This is a genomic window from Paenibacillus sp. J22R3 (assembly GCF_056269305.1).
This window is the reverse complement of the sequence record NZ_JBWDNS010000002.1, coordinates 1,473,379-1,494,785: the sequence shown is the minus strand read 5'-3', so window position 1 is coordinate 1,494,785 and position 21,407 is coordinate 1,473,379. Positions and strand designations below refer to the sequence as shown.

Genomic DNA, 21,407 nt, shown 5'->3' with positions numbered 1-21,407 from the left:
ATTTGTTCTATACTTTGGCGGAGAGCTCCGCATATTTCTCTGCATACCGCGTAACCGACTGCACATAAGTCGCATGAGACCATGTGAGCGGCGCTACGGAGAGCGGGCTGCCGTCAAGCGGATGCAATTGCTCCGGCAGGACACCGCTTGATAGTGCGTGTTCGACTACCCAGTTGAGCGTTTCGCGAGGACGGACCAGGTCGCTTAATTGCTTCGCCGATTCGATCTCGAAGTTCGCAATCCACAGCGTGCATATGATCCATGGATTACCCGGCACATTCTCGATATCTCCAGACTGCTGGAAGTAATAGTCGTTCGTGTAACGCGCAACGCCGCCGACACTTGTACGGATCGTCAGTCCATCACGAATCGCATTCATTGTCTTAATGACGCGTTCGTCCTCGACAGGCAGCACACCGAATTCCCAGATACCGAATAAGCTGCTCTCCAAAGTCATATCCTTCACCCAGCGGTTATCCTTCTGGATTAAGCCGCGCGCGAATCTGCCAGATTCTTCATCCCAGAGATGGGTAATCATCCCGTGTTTGATGGATTGCGCCGTATTGCGAAGATGATCGCTGCGTTCGTAATCCCCGAACAGCTCTGTAAAGAAGGCCGCCGCCATTAATCCGCCGTAAACGGAAGCAACGGTATAGGTCCATATGCCGTAACGTTCTTCCCACAGATCATAGCTAGGCTTCGGAAGTGACAGGCTATGCTCCATATATTGACTCAAGAAGGCTGCGCCTTTGCGAATCAAATTGTTATAAAGCGACTGGGGCAGCTCGATGACTTGATGCCGCGTGTAATCCCTCCACAGGGCAAACAGCACTAACGCTGTTTCGTCCTCTTGAATCGGCAAGCGCCGGCTTCCCTGCACGATATACGGATGCCAGCTGGAGCCTACCGTTCCATCAGGATTGTATTTGTGAAACAAGTATCCATCCGGTGAGAGCGTCTGCGCGCAGAACTGGAAGAACGGCGCGATTACGCTTTGGAATCCTGCAGCAGACATCGCATCGGCAATCAATGCTCCGTCACGCGGCCACATATAGCTATAGTGGTCACGATTATATTGCAGAATATCCGTGTCATTCGCTGCTACGATTGCTCCCCGTTCATCGGTTTGCGTCCGAACGAGCAGCAAGCTTAAGCGAAACATGTTCGCCGCTTCCTCATTCAGATCACCCAGATTATTCTCCGCGCGGTGGAGCCAATGCTTCCAATAAATCACGATTCGGCTCAACAATTTCTCCGGGTGGCTCTCTTGAACATATTGATTAAGAGATTTGACTTCTTCTAAATTCTTGCCGATCGACATCCAGTAATAGACTGTCTTCTCTCCGCCTGCAGGCACAACCGTACGGAAGCTGATCGTACTGTCAACAGAACCTTGCGCGATAGAGTTGCCCATCAGCGTTCCGTCCTCAGCGTCCCGCCAGGTTCCTTCTGCGGATTGGAATCGTTTAATCCCCGTCGTATATTGCATGATGCCGCCTTCATCCGAGAAGCCGTTGAACATGAAATACGAGGAGCGTTTATAGTGATAAAGCGTATGGTTCTCCGGATAATAGGCTGCCGTGTCTCCTACCTCCGAACCGTCAATCATGAGATCATGATGGAAGAACAACCGGAATTCACGCGGATCTGCACCTAGATTGCGCACGACTACGCGTTTGATGTAGATGCATTCCCGCTGATGAATGCCGTCATTCATATGCAGCTCCACAGCGAGACGTTCGTTACGCGCGATGACATTTGTTACAAGTGAGTCCTCGACGTAAGACAGCTCAAACTTCCATTCCGGATCTTCCAGCCAGGAAAACTGTCCCCCTGCCCATATCCCAAATCGACAATATTGGCCGCCCACATGATTCAGTTGACCGACGAAAGGATAGTAGATGTCTCGGATGTAGTTGTTTCGGTCCAAATTAATCAGTATTTTACCATTGCCAATTACGAGATGACGGGCCATTGGTGACTCTCCTTTCGATTAGGCGCAATCGCACTATATAACGACATATAGGCTTTCGCTGAACGCGTCCAGCTGATATCATCTTTGGCACCATTGGCCACGATTCGCTGCCACACTTCTTCATCTTGATAGAACTCGAGCGCTCTGCGTATCGTAAAGAGAAGATCATGCGCGTTATAGTTAGTAAAGCTAAAGCCGTTTCCTTCGCTTGTAAACTCGTTAAACGCCTGAACAGTATCCTTCAAACCGCCAGTCTCTCGGACAATCGGAACAGACCGGTAACGCAGCGCCAGAAGCTGGCTAAGTCCACAAGGCTCGAACTGCGAAGGCATCAAGTACATATCGCTGCCGGCATAGATTCTGCGAGCCAGACCGTCGTTAAACCCAAACCAAGTCGTAACCTGCCCGGGCTTCTTCAGCTCTGCACGGCGAAACATTTGCTCGAAGTTCCAATCACCGGAACCTAGCACGACCAACTGAACATCTTCCTTCAGGATCTGCTCCAGTACCGCTTCAATTAAATCAAAGCCTTTCTGATCGACCAGTCTGGATACGATACCGATTAACGGCGTTGACTCCGATTCCGTCAGGCCCAGCTCACGCTGAAGCGCAAGCTTGTTCTTCCGTTTGCGAGGTAATGATCCTCGATAAGGAACATCCACAGCCGGATCATTCATCGGATCAAACAGTTCCGTATCGATGCCGTTCACGATTCCGACCAAATCCTCTGAGCGGTAACGCAGCAGCCCTTCCAGCTTCTCTCCATACGCTTCCGTCTTGATTTCCTCCGCGTAAGTAGGGCTTACCGTCGTCAGCTTGTCCGCATACCGCAAGCCACCCATCATGCAGTTGCCGGCACCATAGAAATCAATGCCTTCCGAACCAAACAATTCATCCCCGGAACCAAGCAGATCCTTCAGCAGCTCTCGCCCGAATACCCCTTGATATCTCAAATTATGGATGGTGTACACAGAAGCGATGTCCCGGCATGCCGGGTCGTGTTTGTATCTGGTTTTGAGCAGGAACGGAATGAGTCCGGTTTGCCAATCATGGCAATGAATAATATCAGGCCGGAAGTCCATATGATACAGCGACTCCATCACGGCAAAGCAGAAAAATACGAACCGCTCCGCATCATCGCCATATCCATACAGCACGCCGCGCTTGAAATAAAATTCGTTATCGATCAAATAGTAGACAATGCCGTCGATTTCGGCCTTGAGCAGGCCGCAGTACTGGTCCCGCCAGCCCAGCCGCACGTTAAAGGTGGCAATGGTCTCGAACTGTTCCGCCATTGCAGCCGGAATCGTATCGTACTTGGGCAGAATGACGCGCACATCGGCGCCGACTTTAGAACGCAGTGCTTTCGGCAATGCGCCGGCTACATCAGCGAGGCCGCCCGTCTTCACGAGCGGCACCGCTTCAGAAGCAGCGAATAATACATTCATTGTATGGTTTCACCTCTACTCAACTTTCTATCTCTCTAGATTTGCAACGAATGCCGACAACAATAGGATTTAGATGACTTTCCGCTTAACTGCCAGGAATGGCGACACTTCGGCACCGCGCAGCTCACGGCTGCGTTCCACGGTGACATCCTTGTCGAGGATGACATGATCCACGAAGCTATGCTCTCCGATAATACCGTTCTGCATAATGATGCTGTTGCGCACAACGGCACCTTTGCGTACATGGACGCCTCGGAACAATATGCTGTTGATTACCGTTCCTTCGATGATACATCCGTTTGCAACGAGGGAATTCGACGTCTTCGCCCCTTCTGCATAACGGGCCGGCGGCTCATCTTTGACTTTGGTGTAGATCGGGCCCGGCTCATAGAACAGGCTCTTCCACACCTCAGGACGAAGAAGCTGCATGTTGTTTTTGTAATAGCTGTTCAATGTATTTACGACGCCAAGATAACCATCATACGCGTAGCTTTGAATGTGGAGATCGTTTACTCGCGACATAATCGCGTGGCGGACAAGATGATCCTGTCCTTGCGCAAGCGAAGTATCCACAAGCTCAAGCAGCAGCTCCTTGCGCATCAAGTACATCTCCATCGAGATCAGATCGCTTTCCAGCCGGCCGTAATGATCCTGCATCGCCGTGACGCGTCCTTTCTCGTCCGTTTGCAGTTTGCGCGCTTTACCGCCAAACAGCTCCGTCTGCTCTTTCGTAACGACCGTAATGTCCGCGCCGCTAGCTTTATGCGAAGACAGCATGGCGTCATAATCCACATTGCAGACCATATGACTGCGTGTTACCAGCACGTACTCTTGCGACGAGCGCGTAAAGTAATCACGGTGCTGATAGAAGTGATACAAATCGCCGCGACGCACTTCGTTCACGTCATCCGTTACCGGTGGCATGATGAACAACCCGCTCTGACGATGATGTAGATCCCAATGCTTGCCGGAACCCAAATGGTCGATAAGGGAACGATATTTGGTTTGCGCGAACACGCCAACCTTCGTAATCCCTGAATTCACCATGCTTGAAAGTGTGAAATCGATAAGCCGGAAGCGCGCTCCGAACGGAACAGTAGCCAAGCAGCGGCTTGCCGTCAAGGACTCTAGTTCATCTGATTCGTGGATAAGATTTATGACACCTAGTATGTTGGAGTTCATGACTGCTCTACCTCCTGCAACGAATGAGTAGCCGTAACGAGTTCATCACTTCCAATAACCGTAACTGAGCTTGAATCCGGACTTCCGATCACGACCCCGTCGCCGATGATGGCTCCTTCGCCAATAATGGCACGATAGATACGAGCCCCTTTGCCGATCTTTACGTTCGGCATAATGACCGATTCGCGCACTTGACTGTCAAGGCCGGACTGGACCCCATGGAACAGTACCGATCGATGAACAAGCCCCTCTATCAAGCAGCCCTCCGTAATGAGAGAGTCTACGATGTCTGCGGTAGCCGCAGAATAATGAGCCGGTCGATTCGGGTTAACGGAATATATCCGCCAGTCGCGGTCGTTCAGATCAAGCGCCGGTTTCTCCGAGAGCAGATCCATATTGGCTTCCCATAAACTCTCAAGCGTACCGACATCTTTCCAGTATCCGTTGAATGTGTAGGACTGAAGCTTCACGCCGTCCTGCAGCATAGCCGGAATGATGTCTTTGCCGAAGTCATTGCCGGACAACCGATTCGCTTCATCGCGAACCAAATACTGCTGCAACACCGGCCAGGAGAAAATATAAACACCCATCGATGCCAAATTGCTGGTAGGCACTTTCGGTTTCTCTTCAAACGAAGTGATGGCACCTTCATCGTCAACATGCATAATGCCGAAGCGGCTTGCTTCCTTCCAGCCTACTTCGATACACGCGATCGTAACATCGGCACCACGCTCCTCATGCTCTCGCAGCATGAGCTCGTAATCCATCTTATAAATATGATCGCCTGAGATCACTAATACATAGTCGGGGTCGTACCGATCGATGAACCCCATATTTTGATAGATTGCATTCGCGGTGCCTTTATACCACATACCGCCTTTTTGCTTGACATAAGGAGGAAGTATTGCCATTCCGCCGTCGCGTCGGTCTAGTCCCCATGGACTGCCGATTCCGAGATAGGTGTTCAGGACCAGCGGCTGATATTGCGTCAGAACGCCGATTGTGTCGATGCCCGAATGTGCACAGTTGCTTAAAGTAAAATCGATAATTCGGTACTTCCCGCCAAAATGGACCGCTGGCTTTGCTACATCTTTCGTTAGCACGCCGAGTCTTTTTCCTTCTCCTCCGGCAAGAAGCATGGCCACCATACGTTTTCTGCCCATGGACACACTCTCCTTCTTTACTGCAACGGCTTGCTGCAGTAGGTGTAATGATTGCTGTCAATCAGTGATGCGTGGTTTAGCGATCAATGCGGTCAAGTGACCCCTTGGCAAGTACCAGCAATTGAATCGATAGCGGTGGAAGTTCAAGCGAAATGTTGCAAGGCCTTCCATGCCATGGTGCCGGTTTGCTATATAGAACTTCCGGAATGTCCGTTAAGACACCGCCGAAGGCTGCCGCCTCACTGTGTAAAACGATCCGGTATTCACCGGATTCAGGTACGCCGATTCGATAGTCGGAGTAGTGATGATAGGAGAAATTACAGACAACAATCATGAACTCGCCACTCGCATGTCCGCGGCGCATGAAGACGATGACGCTCTGCGCGGCGTTGTGGACGTCAATCCATTCAAATCCGCCGGGATCGCAATCCCGCTCCCAAAGCGATGGCTGCTCGCCATATATATGATTAAGGGATTTAACATAATGGTGCATGCTCCCGTGAGCACGATATTCAAGAAGCTGCCAATCAAGTGCCTCAGCATCTTTCCATTCGTCGAACTGTCCCCACTCACCGCCCATAAAGAGCAGCTTCTTGCCCGGATGCGTCATCCAATAGCCGTAGAATAAGCGGAGCTGTGCGAATTTCTGCTCATAGGTGCCGGACATTTTGTTCAGGAGCGAATGTTTTCCGTGCACGACCTCGTCGTGTGAAAGCGGCAATACGAAATTTTCAGAGAATGCATATACGAGAGAGAAGGTGATGAGGTTATGGTGTCGCATGCGATCATTCGGATCAAGCGCCATGTAGCGCAGCATGTCATTCATCCAACCCATGTTCCATTTGAAATTGAAGCCAAGGCCGCCCATGTAAGTTGGTGAAGTAACGGCTGGCCAAGAAGAAGAGTCCTCGGCAATCATTAAGGCATCCGGAAAATACTGAAAAACGGTTTCGTTCAATCGTTTCAGAAAACGGATGGCATCGGTATTCTCCGTGCCGCCAAATGCGTTATAGGTGTAAAGCTCAGGAGGTTTGTCAAAATGAAGATCGATCATACTGGCAACGGCATCCACTCGCAGACCGTCGATATGGAATACGTCCATCCAATAGATCGCATTAGAAATGAGAAAACTTTGCACTTCCGTGCAGCTAAAGTCGAAAGCCAGTGTTCCCCACAGCGGTTTCTCCGCCAGCTTCCAGTTCTTTCCTTCGAAGATCGGTGTCCCGTCAAACTGCCGCAATCCATGATCATCCTTGCAGAAATGACCGGGAACCCAGTCTAAGATGACTCCGATGCCGCGCTGATGGCAGCGATCAATAAGATGCATAAGCTGCTCTGGCGTCCCATACCTGCTTGTTGGCGCATAATAACCGGTCGCTTGATACCCCCAAGATTGATCGAGCGGATGCTCCGTAATGGGGAGCAGCTCGATATGGGTATAACCCATATCAACGACATAATCGACGAGCGCACCAGCCATCTCTTCGTAGGTCCAGAACAGCTCCTTGCCCCAATTGCGCCATGAACCAAGGTGGACTTCATACGTGAGCATTGCTTCGTGATATGGACTGTCTTCTAGCTTACGCTGATGCCAGTCTCCATCATTCCAGTTAAAATGGAATACTTCAGCAACAACGGATGCCGTGCTTGGCCGCAGCTCGGATTGAAACGCATAAGGATCCGACTTTAGCAGCAGAGCGTCGTCAAGGGTTTGAATTTCATACTTATATACCGTTCCCGGCCCAATACTTGGTACAAATAAGCTCCAAACGCCGGTTTCGCCAAATAACTCCATTTCATGTTGGTACCCATTCCAATCGTTAAACGAACCAACAATTCGGACATGCTTGGCATTGGGAGCCCACACGGTGAATCGTACGCCGGTTTCGTCGCCGAGGCGAATCGGATGCGCACCAAAAGTTCGGTAACTATGAAACAAATTTCCTTTGTTAAAAAGGTATATATCGCGCAAAGATAGACCGATTGCAGCCGCATTAGCCATAATTGGCATGCACCTCCCCTAGTGTAGCTACTTGTAAAGGTATTGTCATGTTTACTAACGCAGGCGCGATTTTTATTTCATTATACACTCTCTTTTTAAAGTTGGCATCCTATTTTCAGAAAATTTTGATTCGTCCACTATTTCACTCTTTGTTATCTAGATGTTAGATTTGTCAAGAAAAATTTTTGTCAAAAAATGGCGTAAAATAAATAAAAACTGTTCTGATAGGAACAGTTCATATCTTAATATATTGGGAGAATTAGGACCATATTTCTTCATCCGATACTCGCGCGGCGTCAAGCCGAACCGTTTGCCGGTCGTCATTCCCTCGCCTTGACTTCACTCCTCCACTATCGATAAGATAAGCATGGTGTAACCAACTTATGGAGGTGCGACATGAATTCATTTACTTTTCAGAACCCAACGAAAATCGTCTTCGGCAGCGGTACGGTCAGTCAACTGGGCAAGCTGGCGGAAGCGTACGGCAAGACGATTCTACTCGTTTATGGATCCGGCAGCATCAAGAAAACCGGCCTATATGATGAAGTCATGACGCAGTTGAAGTCCATTGACGCTAAGGTCGTGGAACTGTCCGGCATCGAGCCGAACCCTCGTCTAACTTCCGTTAACCGCGGGATCGAGCTGTGTCGCAGCGAGAAAGTAGACCTCGTGCTTGCTGTCGGCGGAGGAAGCGTACTCGATGCAGCCAAAGCGATTGCAGCAGGCGCGCTCTATGATGGAGATGTTTGGGATTTCTTTATGCAGAAAGCCGTTATTCGCGATGCGCTCCCAATCGGCACGATCTTGACTTTATCGGCAACAGGCTCCGAAATGAACGGAAATGCCGTTATTTCGAACTGGGAGACGAAGCAGAAACGCGCATTTGGCAGCATGTATGCCTATCCTCGCTTCTCGATTTTGGACCCGACGCTTACGTTCTCGGTACCGCGTGACCAAACCGTAAACGGATCAGTCGATATCATGTCTCATGTGTTCGAGCAGTACTTTACGCTGACGCCTAATGCTCCGCTGCAAGAACGTCTGTGCGAATCCATCCTGTTAACGGTTATCGAGAACGCGGAGATTGCAATGGAGAACCCTGAGAATTACGAAGCACGCGCGAATCTTATGCTCTGCGGAACCATGGCGCTAAACGGCGGATTAATTAGTGTCGGTACGCAGAACGACTGGGCTTCCCATGGCATCGAGCATGAAATCAGTGCCATCTACGACATTCCGCATGGCGCCGGACTATCGATTGTGTTCCCGAACTGGATGAAATATGTATATAATGAGCGGATTGACCGTTTCACGCAATACGCGCAGCGCGTATGGGGAATTGAACGCGGCAACAAGTCGGACGAGGAGCTGGCGCTGGCCGGCATTGAAGCAACTCGCGCCTTCTTCACACGGATCGGCGCACCTGCAACACTTGCTTACTACAACATCGGCCGCGAGAATATTGACACAATGGCGAAAGAAGCCGTGCGCTTCGGCCCGCTTGGCAACTTCAAGAAGCTGAACGAATCAGATGTGCGTCAAATTCTAGAGCTATCGCTTTAATAAACGCAATTGAAAAAGCTGTCCCGAACGCGTTCCATCTTGATGGATGCGGTATGGGACAGCTTTTTTCGTTTAGATCTGAAGCTGCTTCAGATGATAAAATTCCCCTTTGCTCGCAATCAACTCATCGAATGTGCCAATCTCCGCAATTCGGCCCTGCTTCATCACGACGATGCGATCGGCATCGCGAATCGTGGACAAGCGATGCGCGACGATGAACGTGGTTCTGCCTTTGATCAGCTCCTGCATCGCTTTCTGCACATGGTATTCCGACGCATTATCGAGCGCTGACGTCGCTTCATCCAAGATAATGACTTTCGGATTACGGATAAGTGCCCGTGCAATCGCAATCCGCTGACGCTGCCCGCCGGACAGCTTGCCGCCATGCTCGCCGACCTTCGTATGGATGCCGCTCGGCAATCGCTTGATCATCTCAGACAAATTCGCCATTTCAATCGCAGCATAAATTTGCTCATCTGTAATATCCGGCAAACCGTACACGATATTGTCGCGGATCGTACCGGAGAACAGAATATTCGTTTGCGGGACAACCGAAATGAATTTGCGGTATTCCCGAAGATCGATATCATCGATGTTCACTCCGTCGATCGTCAGCTTGCCGCCTGTAGGCTGCAGGAAACCTGTGACGAGATTAAGAATAGTCGACTTCCCCGCCCCGGACTCCCCGACAAAGGCGATACATTCGCCGGCTCTTACCGTCAGCGTCACTTCCTCCAAGACATGATGCTCAGAGCCCGGATAAACAAGCTGAATATCTTCCAAAGCAATCTCACCGCTAATCTCGCGCAGTTTGATCTTCCCATCGTTACGTTCAATCTCCGGCGAGTTGAGAATTTCCGTAATGGAATAGATAGACTCGAAGCCTTTGGCCATATTTGGGTAGGTCGTAATCAAGGCAGATACCGAGCCTAAGATCATGCTGAAGAAGCCTTGATACATCACGATATTGCCAACTTCGATCTGTCCTTTGTAAGCAAGGAAAGCCGTGAACAGCAGGCAGAACACCTGGAACAGCTGGAACGTGACCCAGTTGGAAGCGCCAAAATACGCCTCGGCGATATCCAGCCTTAGCCCCTTCCCTTGCAGCTTGCGCAGCGTCCCGTCAATGCGCTCGATCTCCACTTCTTCCAAGCCATGTGCTCGCGTGACCGGAATCATCTCGACCATCTCGGACATTTTGGAGGACATCTTCTCGATTTCTTTACGGAATTCCTTATTGGTCGAGCTGATTTTCTTACGGAATATCCGCACGAGCAGAATAGCTGCCGGAATCGTCATCACGAAGAAAAGCGATACTGACCAGCTGTTGCGCACCGTAATGATAATGGAAACGATAATATTAATGAGAGCAGGCATCAGCGTCAGCATCACTTGCTTGGAAAGCTGCTCGACCGCCTCAACGTCCCGCAGCACCTTCGACTGAAGCCGTCCTGCTTGCAGGTCGCGATGATACGTAATCGACAGCTGCTGCAGCTTGCGGACAAGTGCGCTTCGTATGCCGGCTTCGACATGTCTGATGGCGCGGCTCATGTACGAGACATACCAAGTATGCGTCGGGATATTTTGCAAAATAACAACTACGATAACAGCAAAGTTTATCCATAATTCCCGTTCCGAATGTGCGCTGGGCTGGCTGACAATGTTGATAATGTTGGCCGTCACAATCGGCAGTACAAAAATCGGCGAGCTCTTCACGATGTAAAATAACAACGAGAGCAGCAGGTTGGTGAAGTTTCCGCGGTAAAGTGCAATCAGAAATTTCACGGGACTTTTCTCTTCCAGCGTAGCAGCCTGCTGAAAGGCGTGTTCATAATTCAAACGAGCTTTCTCTATTTTCTCCAATGCGTTCCCATCCCTCATCCGGCAACAAATACTAAAACGTCTTTGGCTATCTTAATTGAAAATATCAGGTTCGTAAACAGGCAAAACACAAGTTAAACAACTTGATACTCTTCAACCAAAAAACCTGCCAGCCCTCGAACAAGCGAGGACCGGCAGGCTGCCGCATGTCTATTACTCTCGATCAAGCGCATGATTGCGCATATCAAGCATGGTTTGTTTATCCCTGCTGCTGCCGGTAAAGCGCTTCCGATAGGAAAGCGGCGTAATCCCGACATGCTCGGCGAAGGAACGCGAGAAATGCGGGGTTTGCTTAAACCCGGTTTCATCTGCGATTCTGGAAATCGGCCAATTGGTCTTCATAAGCATCAGCTTCGCTTGATCCATCCGATAGGAAAGCAGATACTGCTGCGGCGTGCAATCGAATACTTCGCCCATGCAGCGCGCAATATAGTTCGGATGCAATCCCATCACATCACCAAGCTTCGCATTTGTTACGGTTGTGCGGAAATGCATTTTCAAGTAGGCAGCTGCCTCTTCGGCTACGGCAATCGGAGCTTTAGCCGCATCACTGCGCCAGCCCTCATCGAATAGCTGCAGCAGATGGAGGAACCACTGCTGTCGCTGCCAGAACGCCGCATGCGATGTACCCATAGCCGCATCGTGCAGCTTGCTGAAGAGCGAAATCGCTTCATCCGGATAGGAGAACGTCATCGTCTTCGGCAGTCTGATCGCGTAGGAATAATAATCGCCGCGAAGTGTGCCGCAGTTCGTATCGTTTAACTCTTCCCAAGGACCTGCAGTTTGAAAATGAACCCAATCAAACACGGTTTCTTCTGTACATGGTTTCGTTGGATAATGCCATAAATCCGGTCTTAAGATCAACATTTGTCCTGGACCGATTGCCCAGGAATTCGATTCTTCGCCAATGTATAACGTTCCGCTATGCACAAACAGCAAGTCGAAAACGCCGATATTCCGACGGTTAGGATGTTCGCCGCCCGGCCCATAAGAGCCGCGGTTGGATTCAATAAAGTAAGGCAGCGGCGGTGACAGAAAGGTGAGCAGCGGTTCGGACGACAAGGTAAGGCCTCCTAGCAAAAGTGTTGAGTCCGTATATTCTAACAGACATTCGCTTATGGAGATACATCTATTCTACGATTCTTGATAATTGTTTATTTAGTCAGCCACTATTAACGCAAGCAGCTGCTCGTCTGTCCAATCAGCAAGCTCCAGCAGCTTCATATAGGGATCTCCTTCAAGCTCGAGCGCCTTCGCGAAAGCCGGCTCTGTTTTGAAACCATTCTCTTTCAGACGTATGATCTCCGATTGAAAAGCATGGCCGAACAATGCCAGCATCCGTGCCTCAACAACCATGTGCCGGTAACCGTTCTGTTCGCTAGTCCTAATGGATTGCGCAAATATCTCAATCGGCCAATGCTCAAGCGTGAAATTCACCTTGATGCGTTCAAGACCGGCAACGATTCTTCGAACGATCGTACATTGCTGCCGCTCGAACTCCGCCTTCATCGCAGCTTCAAAGGCATCAAAGTCAGTCACTTCACAGATGATGTCCAAGTCGCTGCATGCAATGTTAATTCCGATCGGTACAGTTCCTACAAGGATCGGTGCGTATGGTTTAAGCTTCTCTAGAAGCAGGTGCTTCTTCAGTAAGTTATATACTTCGACTTGGGTAGGACTTCCCGCCAGTAAATAAGCAGGGTCCTTCCAATCCACGGAAAGGAAAGACCCTGCAGTGTGCCTAGTGCTCATGTCGTTGCTTTAACGGAGCTGATTCTCCGCCTTCTTTAATGCCGCCAAGCTGGGTTGCGAGGAAAAGAATAAAGAGGAGCAGCACCAGTCCAATCCCGATGACGGAGCCGTTAACGGAAACATCCATTTGGCTGAGCGTTAAATAAATGACAAGTCCACTGACCGTAAGAATATTCTCCACGAAGTTCTGCACCGCAATTGTCTTGCCAGATCCAATCAGTGCTTTGCCTTCTTCCTGCAGCATCGTATTCAGCGGAATAACGAAGATACCGCCGAAGACGCCGATTAAGAAAAGAAGAAGAATCGTCATCCACAGCACATAAGTTAACGATGCCACCATAACGGAAGCGACCATAAAGAGACCATAGTAGAATGCTCGGTGCAGCCTGCCTGCCGGCACAAGTTTAGGTGTTAGGAACGCGCTGCAAACGACGCCGATCGCCGTAACGCCAATCATCATCGACTGTTGATCGGTATCTTCGATTCCAAGATTAAGCGGCAACCAAGCAATGAGCGCAATGCGGAGCACTGCTGCCGTAAGCCAGAACGATCCGGTGCCGATTAAGGAAAACCGAGCACGCGCATTGCGGAACAACAAGGAGAAGTCGCGCAGAAATTGAACGGCTTCTTTGCCGTAACGCAAGGAGCTGTTTCCTGCTTTGGCCGGGATCATAAGCGTCATGAACAACGACAACAGATAGACAGCCATACATGTCAGTACAGCCGGCAGATCCGAATTCTGGGCGAGGAACCCGCCCGCCACTGTCCCGAGCAGAATCGCCAGAATCGTGGAGCCCTCGACTTTGGCATTTGCCCGCAGCAGCTCGCTCTCATTCGTGGTTAGCTCGGTGAGGATGCCATATTTCCCAGGCGAATAGACAACAGCCCCAATCCCGACGAACACATAACACAGTGCAGGCGGTAGACCGAAAAGCAGCAGCCCAATTCCGATTGCTTTCAGTACATTACCGAGAAGCAGCACATTCGATTTGGCCTTCTTATCAGCGAATGCGCCAACGACCGGAGCCAGTATAACATAAGCGCAGAGGAACGCAATCTGTATGTAATTGACGGCGATATCCGGATTGGCGACCCCTTGTCGCTTGACCATGCCCACGATGAGAAAAAAGTTCAAATTATCCGCGAATGCGCTCAGAAATTGAGTAAGTACGACCGTATTCAGCGGTGACAGCAACCGTTTCATTCCAGTTCCCCTTCCTATTACAAGCAGCCATTATGATCTCTCCATCATACCTAATGCCGCAATCGAATTAAAGTAAGATCATGCCATATACGCAAAAAAAAGACCGGATAAGCAGCTCCACTTTCGTCTGCTTATGCCGGTCTCTTCGTTTTCGTTTATCGTCGTCTCGAAATTCTGCCGAATCCGACTCTGGTCTTCGGTTTCGAGGATTTGCGCGGCGTAAGCCAGCTGCTCGACTTCTTGCTGCCGCCGGAATCGCGCGTAATTTTGCCGGATTGGGGGGGAGCTTTGTTGAAGAGCCCGCCTTCGCCCACCTTGCTGGTATCGGCGTTCTTGGAGCGTTTGAAGATCGATCCGGTCCGACTAACTGTCATCGGGGGAACGGCTTTCTTCTCCTGAACCGACGGGGCATGATAAGTGCCGCCCTTCGGCTTGTACTTATCTCGGTCGGAATAACCACGATAATTGCCATTCCCATAACGACCGTTATCGAATAAATCACCTAAGATGCTGGCGATCAGATAGCCTTGCAAGAAACTGGAGCTGTAGTTATTGCGGACGTACTCTTTGGAATCCACTTCGATCAGTGTATCTTCCGGCTTTGCTGCATCCTGCTGCAGATGGACAACTCGGTCCGAGTAGACGAGAAACATATGATCTGTTTTCTCAGGCGATTGCTGCTGCGGCTTGGACTCATCGATGAGCGCCTTCGCTACTTCAGGTACACTGACACCTGCTGCGCGATACACATAAGACGTTTCATTGCCGCTTCCGTTGACGGACTCCAGCGGATAGTTCTCTTCAATCGTCTTATTCATGCCGCAAGCGGCAAGAAGAGGAACAATGAGCGTTACAACAAGCAATAATTTGATTAAATAACTGGCTTTGCGCATCCCACTCATCATCTCCTAACTGCCGCGGAGAACGCGAACATCGGCCGGAAGCACATCTTCACCTTCATATAGCATGAATCGGCCATCCTGCCATTCAATACGCAGCAGCTTCATATCATCAGATTGATACTGCCAGACGTATTGCTCTCCACCTTGCACAAACGGCGTCTTACCGGATGCGGTAACGAGGCCTGAATACTGCTCCTCCAAATGGAACACACGGTCATCCAATTCGATTTCTGTTGGTACTTCCTCAACGGAATCGAGCCGCCCATCGATGGAATTGTACAAAGCATACTCGGTACGCTCCCGTTCTTCAATGGTTAAGTATTGGATCGCGGAACCGTCTTGAAGCGTTAATACAATCAGATTACGTTGGCGGTTATGCAGCCTGCCAACGACCTGGTACGTAACAAGCGACACTTCGACTACATCCCCGGGACCAATCGTCAGGACGCTTTTCTCCATCTTCGCCGGTTCCGGTTTGGCCATTATATTCTTAATTCGTTTGAATAAGCTCATGACGATAACTCCCTATTGTTCAAGATTACAGACACGAACCGATGATCAAGGCACCTGCCACGTGGAGCGATCCCGCCAGCAGCGCATGCGAAAGCTTGTTGTCTTTCGTGCCTTCACTCAAGTCAAGTCCGGTTGTGGAGCGAAGTACGAATTCAACAATACTCTCCACGAGCAATAAGATGACAAACGAAATGACGGATACGAGCAGCGCTTCCCCGAGATGATTCGAAGTCGAAATCGACTGCGACAGGATATAAGCTTGCGCGAGCAGCTTCATGACAAAACGGCTCGTCACCGCTACGTTGCCCTTCTTGATTTCTTCCAAATCCTTATACCGGGTAAACAAGGAATCGACCGCCATTAGCACAACCAGCAGTACTGCACCGGCCCCGGTCCAAACGAAAATCGCAACCATCTCATTTAATGTCATTCCATTATTCCTCCGTCATCCATTGTGCCGCAGCCCATCTGCAAAGAAAAAACGCCGCAGGGCCTGGAATCAAGCAATGTGCGTGATTCCGGCCGGCAGACGTTCTTCCCTAAACAGCCACTTGCGGATTAAGCTCCACCTGTTATTCTTTGTTCTCGTATTTCTTCATCAGCGCCGCGAGCTCATCGTCAACGGCTTTATTCTTGCCGAGCGCTTCGAACTCATCGTCCAGCGACTTGGCTTTGCTGTTCATTTCATTGCTTGCTTCGGCTTGGGCTTCAGCTTGCAGCATTTTCTCTTCCATACGCTTCAAACCCGACATTGCCGTATCGGAGCTGAAACCAGCCATCGACTTGTTAATCTCAGCTTGTGCTTTCGCTGCTTTGTAACGAGCAACGAGCGTCTCACGCTTGTTCTTCATTTCAGTCAGCTGCTCGCGCATTTCGCCCAGCTTGGAGCGAAGATTGTCTGCGGACGCTTTATTCGTATCGTAGCTGACTTTGTATTCATCACGCTTCTGCTCAGCTGCTTTCTTCTCTTCCAGCGCACGTCTTGCCAGCTCGATATTCTGCAAGGAAGCGGCTGTGTGTGCCTGCTCTTCGCGTTTCTTAACGAGTGCATCTTGTTCCTCGTACAACTGCTTGAACCGTTTCTCAATTGCGATCTGGGATGCAACAGCTTTCTCCGCATCCTCTAGATCCTCTTGCATATCGCGGATATATTGATCAGTCAGTTTAATCGGGTCTTCAGCTTTCTCAATAAGTGAATATACGTTCGATAACGTTAGGTCCCGCAATCGTTTAAATACAGACATGTTTCGTTTCCTCCTCAAAATGGTGTTCGTATGCGTTCATGCTCTCTAATACGACAAGTGAATTCATTCGTTTCACAAATATTCTCGTTTGATTATATTTCCTACAGTCCCTGCTGCAATTTACGCCAATCGGGGCGGCGAAGCACCTTCCTTCGTAGCCTTCCCCTAATTTACCATAGGAACGCAAGACAAGAAAAGAGTCTTTCGCAGTTAACTACGAAAGACCCCCCTGTTTATTCTATACGCCCCATTTTGCTCTTGCATCCTCCATGCTGACCGTCGGGCCGGCATGCCAAGCATAATGGCCTTTGGGCTTGGCTCCGATCCAGCGCTCATCAACCGGCTCCGACTTGAGCTGATATCTCGTATCGGCACTGAACCGGTAACGGTTCGTTTGATTCGTTAATGAGCCGTGCATCGTATACATACCGAACAGAATGGCATCTCCAGCCCTAAACTCCGTAGTCGCCCACCGTCCGCCATATTTGTTAATCAGCTCGAGTGGATCAGATGAAAACCAACCATCCACGCGGTCTCGATCCACATCCATCTGTCCATACGTTTCCCGAATGCGATCAAAGTGCTGGGAGCCCAATAATATGGCCAGTCCGCCTAATTCATAAGGAATGTCATCAAGCGGTGTCCATAGCGTGTATAAGTTCTTCGTTCCGCGTCCCATATAGACTATGTCATAATGTGCCCCGGTAAATCCGCCTGTCTCGACAGCTCGCACCCATTTGTAATCATACGTGATACATTCGCCGCCCAGAAAACGTTCGAAGAACTGCATCGTCGAATCGCTGTTCACGACATCAAGCAGCTCCTGGGGTTGATTCTCGCTGCCTTGGAAGCCTGCTGCTTTATTACTGTCATTGATGATCCCGTCTTCTAGCGGCATTCCCGGCATCAGCTTCCCTTGTTCATGAATTCGCTGCAGGAAGGCCAACCTTGCCTGCTGTACTTTGGAGCGATTATGAAAATCCCTGATGAACAGATAGCCGTCTTCTTTCAGCCTTTCCCGCAGCTTGATCTCATCGTCAAGGATATCGTTTGATTCCCTCAGCTCCGTCAAATAAGGGCCATTCATCTCCAGCTCACATTCGCCGATTTTCACCTTTACTGTCATCTCAAGTTCCTCCCAAGATATCGTAATCTTTGCTTTTCCAACCTGTAAGCAAGCAATTCGGCACCGGAATGTATTTATTGAAACCGCTTTAAAATGTATGCAAAACTATGGAGTCAGTCAGTCTTGCGTAGAACGTGGTACTACTCTCGTTTGCTGTCCTTCTCGTTGCCGTGTTTGAAATGACCTGTCGCCTTCGCCATGACGAGCTGAATGGTTTTAAAATCCTGGCCGCTGATTCGGGACAAGAACTTGTCCGCCTCTTTACCAGCTAACGACGTAACCTGCTTTCCTTTGTACGATATGAACACCTTATTGTCCTTCGTCACCCGATAGGTGAAAACTTCCTCATCAAGACGATTCCTCTTATCGATATTGCCCATTGCGATCACCTTCTCCAGCTATTCATGATTGCAAAAATTTCGTACGATTATTAATTCGATGGTCTGTTAATAAATTCCTTGAACAAAAGCTTCACAATAAGAAAACGTCCCGGATTAATCCGAGACGCTGCGCAAGTTATTCTTATCCATTGTTCAGTAAGAGCGTGGACCAATATTTTCGCGCATTGGCATTTCGCAGGTGGAGCGTCGTAAGCTTGGCGTTCCCAGCCTCTCCAGGCGGTGCAAGCAGCAATTTGTCGCCGCTTAAATCCTCGATGACCCCTGCTATGCGATACCCCTGCTCCAAATATCCGTCAATTGCTGCCTTCTCGGCCAGAAATTCGCTGTGCTCCGACATTATGCCGACTCACCCTTTCTCGCTCGCGCGCTCGCTTCCGAACTTATTGCGCCGCAGATAGTGCCCGCTTCCCGGACTGCCAACAAACTGCTGATTGCGGATAATAAACTCCCCGCGGCTAAGAACAGAATTCGGGACGCCAGTTACAGCTACCCCTTCGAACGGATTGTAATCGACGTTCATATGATGCGTTTCGGCAGAAATAACACGCTTTACTGTAGGATCGAAAATGACGATGTCCGCATCGCTGCCGACGGCAAGCGTCCCTTTCTGAGGGAAGATGCCGAATAGCTTCGCAGCTCTGGTCGCTATAATGTCAACGAACTGATTGAGACTGAGTCTGCCTTTCTCGACTCCTTCGGAATACAGCAGGCTGAATCGGTCCTCGATGATCGGTCCTCCGTTTGGTATTTTGCTGAAATCGCCTAAGCCAAGCTCCTTCTGTCCGTTGAAATTAAAGGAACATTGATCGGAACCGACCGTCTGCAGCTGCCCGTTCTTCAGTGCATTCCATAATGCCGCTTGATGCTCCTTCGCGCGAAGCGGAGGCGACCAGACGTATTTCGCCCCTTCAAAATCCGGTTTCTCCAGGTACGAAACGTCGAGCAGCAAATATTGCGGGCAGGTCTCCCCCCACACACGCAGTCCATCTAGGCGCCCCTCTGCGATTTGCTTTACCGCTTCCTCACATGTGACATGCACGACGTACAGCTGCGAATCCGCTAATCCGGTCAACCGGACAGCTCGCCCCGTCGCCTCCCCCTCCAGCACGGAAGGGCGCGTCAATGCGTGATAGATCGGCTCTGTATGGCCTTGGGCTAACGCCTGACGGATCAAATAGTCGATGACATCGCCATTCTCTGCATGCACCATAACCAAGGCACCGTGCTCCTTCGCGCTGAGCAAAGTACGGTACAGAATGCCGTCATCGGCTTGAAGGACGTTTTTATAAGCCATAAACACTTTGAACGAGGTGATCCCTTCGTTGTTGATGATGGAAGGCAATTCCTCCAACACCTCATCCGTAATTTCACTGATCATGAGATGAAAGCCGTAATCAATGACAGCCTTCGCTTGCGCTTTCTCATGCCAACTGCGGATCGCGCTGCTGAGCGGCTTCCCTTTGTCTGTCAGGCAGAAATCGATAATCGTCGTCGTGCCGCCATATGCTGCTGCTATTGTGCCGGTCTCGAAATCATCCGCTGTAATCGTACCGCCGAAAGGCATATCCAGATGGGTATGGGGATCAACCCCGCCGGGAAACAGATAGCAGCCCGCAGCGTCGATAACCTCCGCCTGAGGCGCTAACCGAAGCAAGTCGCTGCCGATTGCCGTTATGAGCCCGTTCTCGATTAGCAAATCTGCGCGGCTGATATCTGCGGCGGTTACAATGGTCCCATTCGTGATAATTTTGGCCATTCTGCTCATGCCTCCTTTTGCTGCTTAAGCATCGCAATCGCCGCCTGACGCTCATTCCATGACATGGAAATGCCGGTTGCAGGCTGCTCGATCATTGCAATTGCACCTTCGACAGGACAGACAATCGCGCATAAATTACAGCCGACGCAGTCCTCTTCCCGCACCTTCAAGTAACTCCGTCCCGCGTCATCCGTTAATCGGTCGATGCATTGATGAGACGTATCCTCGCAAGCGATATAACATTTGTTGCAGGAGATGCATACTTCGGTATCAATCTTCGCCGTTACGGCATAGTTCAAATCCAGGTTTCCCCACTCGGTGTACCGCTCCACAGACCGACCGGTCAGCTCGCCGACACTCGCAATTCCTTTGCTGTCGAGGTAGTTGTTCAGTCCATCAATCATATCCTCGACGATTCGAAAGCCGTGATGCATCGCAGCCGTGCAGATCTGCACGCCGGTTGCACCCATCAGCATAAACTCGACCGCATCCCGCCAATCCGAGATGCCGCCAATGCCGGAGATCGGTACATCAATACGCGGATGCCTTGCGCATTCGGCTACCATGTTCAGCGCGATCGGCTTCACCGCAGGACCGCAATATCCGCCATGCGAACCCTTTCCGCCGACATGCGGAATCGTATTCCAAGTGTCAAGATCGACGCCTGCAAGCGAATTTATCGTGTTAATAAGCGAGATCGCATCCGCACAGCCTCTAACGGCAGCTAGCGCCGTTGCCGTAATATCGGTAATATTCGGCGTCAGTTTCACGATGACCGGCGTGCGTGCCGCTTCCTTCGCCCAGTAGGTTTGCTTCTCGACTAAGTCAGGCTGCTGACCAGACGCTGAGCCCATCCCCCGTTCGGCCATGCCATGCGGGCAGCCGAAATTCAGCTCCAGACCGTCGACGCCGACGGCCTCCACCTTCTTAACGATTTCATGCCATTTATCCCGCTTCGGCTCTACCATGAGCGATACGACCAGTGCCCGTTCGGGGAACAGCTTCTTCGTCTCTGCGATTTCCTTCAGGTTCACTTCAAGCGGACGATCCGTAATCAGCTCGATATTGTTGAAGCCTGCCACTCGTTGTCCGTTGAAATGAACGGCGGCAAACCGAGATGATGTGTTGATAATGGGATCGCCGAGCGTCTTCCACACAGCTCCGCCCCAGCCTGCTTCAAACGCACGCTGCACCTGATAGCCGGTATTCGTAGGCGGAGCGGAAGCAAGCCAGAACGGGTTCGGTGATTCGATTCCAGCCAAATTAATGCGCAAATCAGCCATATGATCGCCCTG

General features: G+C 50.3%; 19 protein-coding genes. 1 reads left to right on the top strand and 18 read right to left on the bottom strand.

Translation table 11 applies throughout. From position 1 onward, the window contains the following. Window positions 1–7 precede the first annotated feature (7 nt). The 5 genes from AC0YN4_RS14650 to glgB form a co-directional block, all read right to left on the bottom strand. The gene (locus AC0YN4_RS14650; RefSeq protein WP_475780421.1) at window positions 8–1,975 is read right to left on the bottom strand and encodes a glycoside hydrolase family 15 protein; all 1,968 of its coding nucleotides are present in this window, start codon (window positions 1,973–1,975) and stop codon (window positions 8–10) included. Then, a complete protein-coding gene (gene glgA, locus AC0YN4_RS14645) occupies window positions 1,957–3,423 on the bottom strand; it encodes a glycogen synthase GlgA (protein ID WP_475780420.1) in 1,467 nt (488 codons plus the stop codon). The genes AC0YN4_RS14650 and glgA overlap by 19 nt, the downstream gene beginning before the upstream one ends. 69 nt (window positions 3,424–3,492) lie before the next feature. Then, on the bottom strand, window positions 3,493–4,605 hold the full coding sequence (gene glgD, locus AC0YN4_RS14640) for a glucose-1-phosphate adenylyltransferase subunit GlgD (RefSeq protein ID WP_475780419.1): 1,113 nt from the start codon (window positions 4,603–4,605) through the stop codon (window positions 3,493–3,495). Further along, entirely contained in the window at window positions 4,602–5,768 is a 1,167-nt protein-coding gene (locus AC0YN4_RS14635; RefSeq protein WP_475780418.1) for a glucose-1-phosphate adenylyltransferase, read from the bottom strand. The genes glgD and AC0YN4_RS14635 overlap by 4 nt, the downstream gene beginning before the upstream one ends. A 76-nt stretch (window positions 5,769–5,844) precedes the next feature. Then, a complete protein-coding gene (glgB, locus tag AC0YN4_RS14630; RefSeq protein ID WP_475780417.1) occupies window positions 5,845–7,770 on the bottom strand; it encodes a 1,4-alpha-glucan branching protein GlgB in 1,926 nt (641 codons plus the stop codon). Between the two features lie 396 nt (window positions 7,771–8,166). On the opposite strand from glgB, the gene AC0YN4_RS14625 reads away from it, so the two are divergent. Further along, window positions 8,167–9,333 carry an iron-containing alcohol dehydrogenase gene (locus AC0YN4_RS14625; protein ID WP_475780416.1) on the top strand — a complete coding sequence of 389 codons (1,167 nt, stop codon included), beginning with the start codon at window positions 8,167–8,169 and terminating at the stop codon, window positions 9,331–9,333. 72 nt (window positions 9,334–9,405) lie between these two features. On the opposite strand, the gene AC0YN4_RS14620 is transcribed toward AC0YN4_RS14625, so the two are convergent. From AC0YN4_RS14620 to preA, 13 genes are all read right to left on the bottom strand, one after another. After that, window positions 9,406–11,172 (bottom strand): ABC transporter ATP-binding protein, encoded by a 1,767-nt coding sequence (locus AC0YN4_RS14620; RefSeq protein WP_475836076.1) that lies wholly within the window; start codon window positions 11,170–11,172, stop codon window positions 9,406–9,408. A gap of 195 nt (window positions 11,173–11,367) precedes the next feature. Then, entirely contained in the window at window positions 11,368–12,276 is a 909-nt protein-coding gene (locus AC0YN4_RS14615; RefSeq protein WP_090978112.1) for a helix-turn-helix transcriptional regulator, read from the bottom strand. 96 nt (window positions 12,277–12,372) lie between these two features. Next, on the bottom strand, window positions 12,373–12,966 hold the full coding sequence (locus AC0YN4_RS14610; protein WP_475836075.1) for a DUF4269 domain-containing protein: 594 nt from the start codon (window positions 12,964–12,966) through the stop codon (window positions 12,373–12,375). Next, complete coding sequence (gene lplT / locus AC0YN4_RS14605; protein ID WP_475836074.1) at window positions 12,956–14,170, bottom strand: lysophospholipid transporter LplT; 1,215 nt, start codon at window positions 14,168–14,170, stop codon at window positions 12,956–12,958. The genes AC0YN4_RS14610 and lplT overlap by 11 nt, the downstream gene beginning before the upstream one ends. 155 nt (window positions 14,171–14,325) lie before the next feature. Beyond that, on the bottom strand, window positions 14,326–15,063 hold the full coding sequence (locus AC0YN4_RS14600) for a DUF4247 domain-containing protein (RefSeq protein ID WP_475780411.1): 738 nt from the start codon (window positions 15,061–15,063) through the stop codon (window positions 14,326–14,328). A 15-nt stretch (window positions 15,064–15,078) separates the two neighbouring features. Further along, window positions 15,079–15,585, bottom strand: coding sequence for a DUF4178 domain-containing protein (locus AC0YN4_RS14595; RefSeq protein ID WP_475780410.1), 507 nt, complete (start codon window positions 15,583–15,585; stop codon window positions 15,079–15,081). A gap of 25 nt (window positions 15,586–15,610) precedes the next feature. Then, a complete protein-coding gene (locus AC0YN4_RS14590) occupies window positions 15,611–16,015 on the bottom strand; it encodes a DUF350 domain-containing protein (RefSeq protein WP_475780409.1) in 405 nt (134 codons plus the stop codon). Window positions 16,016–16,157: 142 nt separating this feature from the next. Beyond that, window positions 16,158–16,829 carry a PspA/IM30 family protein gene (locus AC0YN4_RS14585; RefSeq protein WP_475780408.1) on the bottom strand — a complete coding sequence of 224 codons (672 nt, stop codon included), beginning with the start codon at window positions 16,827–16,829 and terminating at the stop codon, window positions 16,158–16,160. Window positions 16,830–17,067: 238 nt separating this feature from the next. Continuing rightward, window positions 17,068–17,955: a phytanoyl-CoA dioxygenase family protein gene (locus tag AC0YN4_RS14580; protein ID WP_475780407.1), complete on the bottom strand. Its 888-nt coding sequence runs from the start codon at window positions 17,953–17,955 to the stop codon at window positions 17,068–17,070. Window positions 17,956–18,095: 140 nt separating this feature from the next. Next, complete coding sequence (locus AC0YN4_RS14575) at window positions 18,096–18,335, bottom strand: hypothetical protein (protein WP_475836073.1); 240 nt, start codon at window positions 18,333–18,335, stop codon at window positions 18,096–18,098. A gap of 142 nt (window positions 18,336–18,477) precedes the next feature. Then, entirely contained in the window at window positions 18,478–18,693 is a 216-nt protein-coding gene (locus AC0YN4_RS14570) for a hypothetical protein (protein ID WP_475836072.1), read from the bottom strand. A 9-nt stretch (window positions 18,694–18,702) separates the two neighbouring features. Beyond that, window positions 18,703–20,112: a dihydropyrimidinase gene (hydA, locus tag AC0YN4_RS14565; protein ID WP_475780404.1), complete on the bottom strand. Its 1,410-nt coding sequence runs from the start codon at window positions 20,110–20,112 to the stop codon at window positions 18,703–18,705. Window positions 20,113–20,117: 5 nt separating this feature from the next. Then, entirely contained in the window at window positions 20,118–21,395 is a 1,278-nt protein-coding gene (preA, locus tag AC0YN4_RS14560; protein ID WP_475780403.1) for an NAD-dependent dihydropyrimidine dehydrogenase subunit PreA, read from the bottom strand. Window positions 21,396–21,407: the final 12 nt, after the last annotated feature.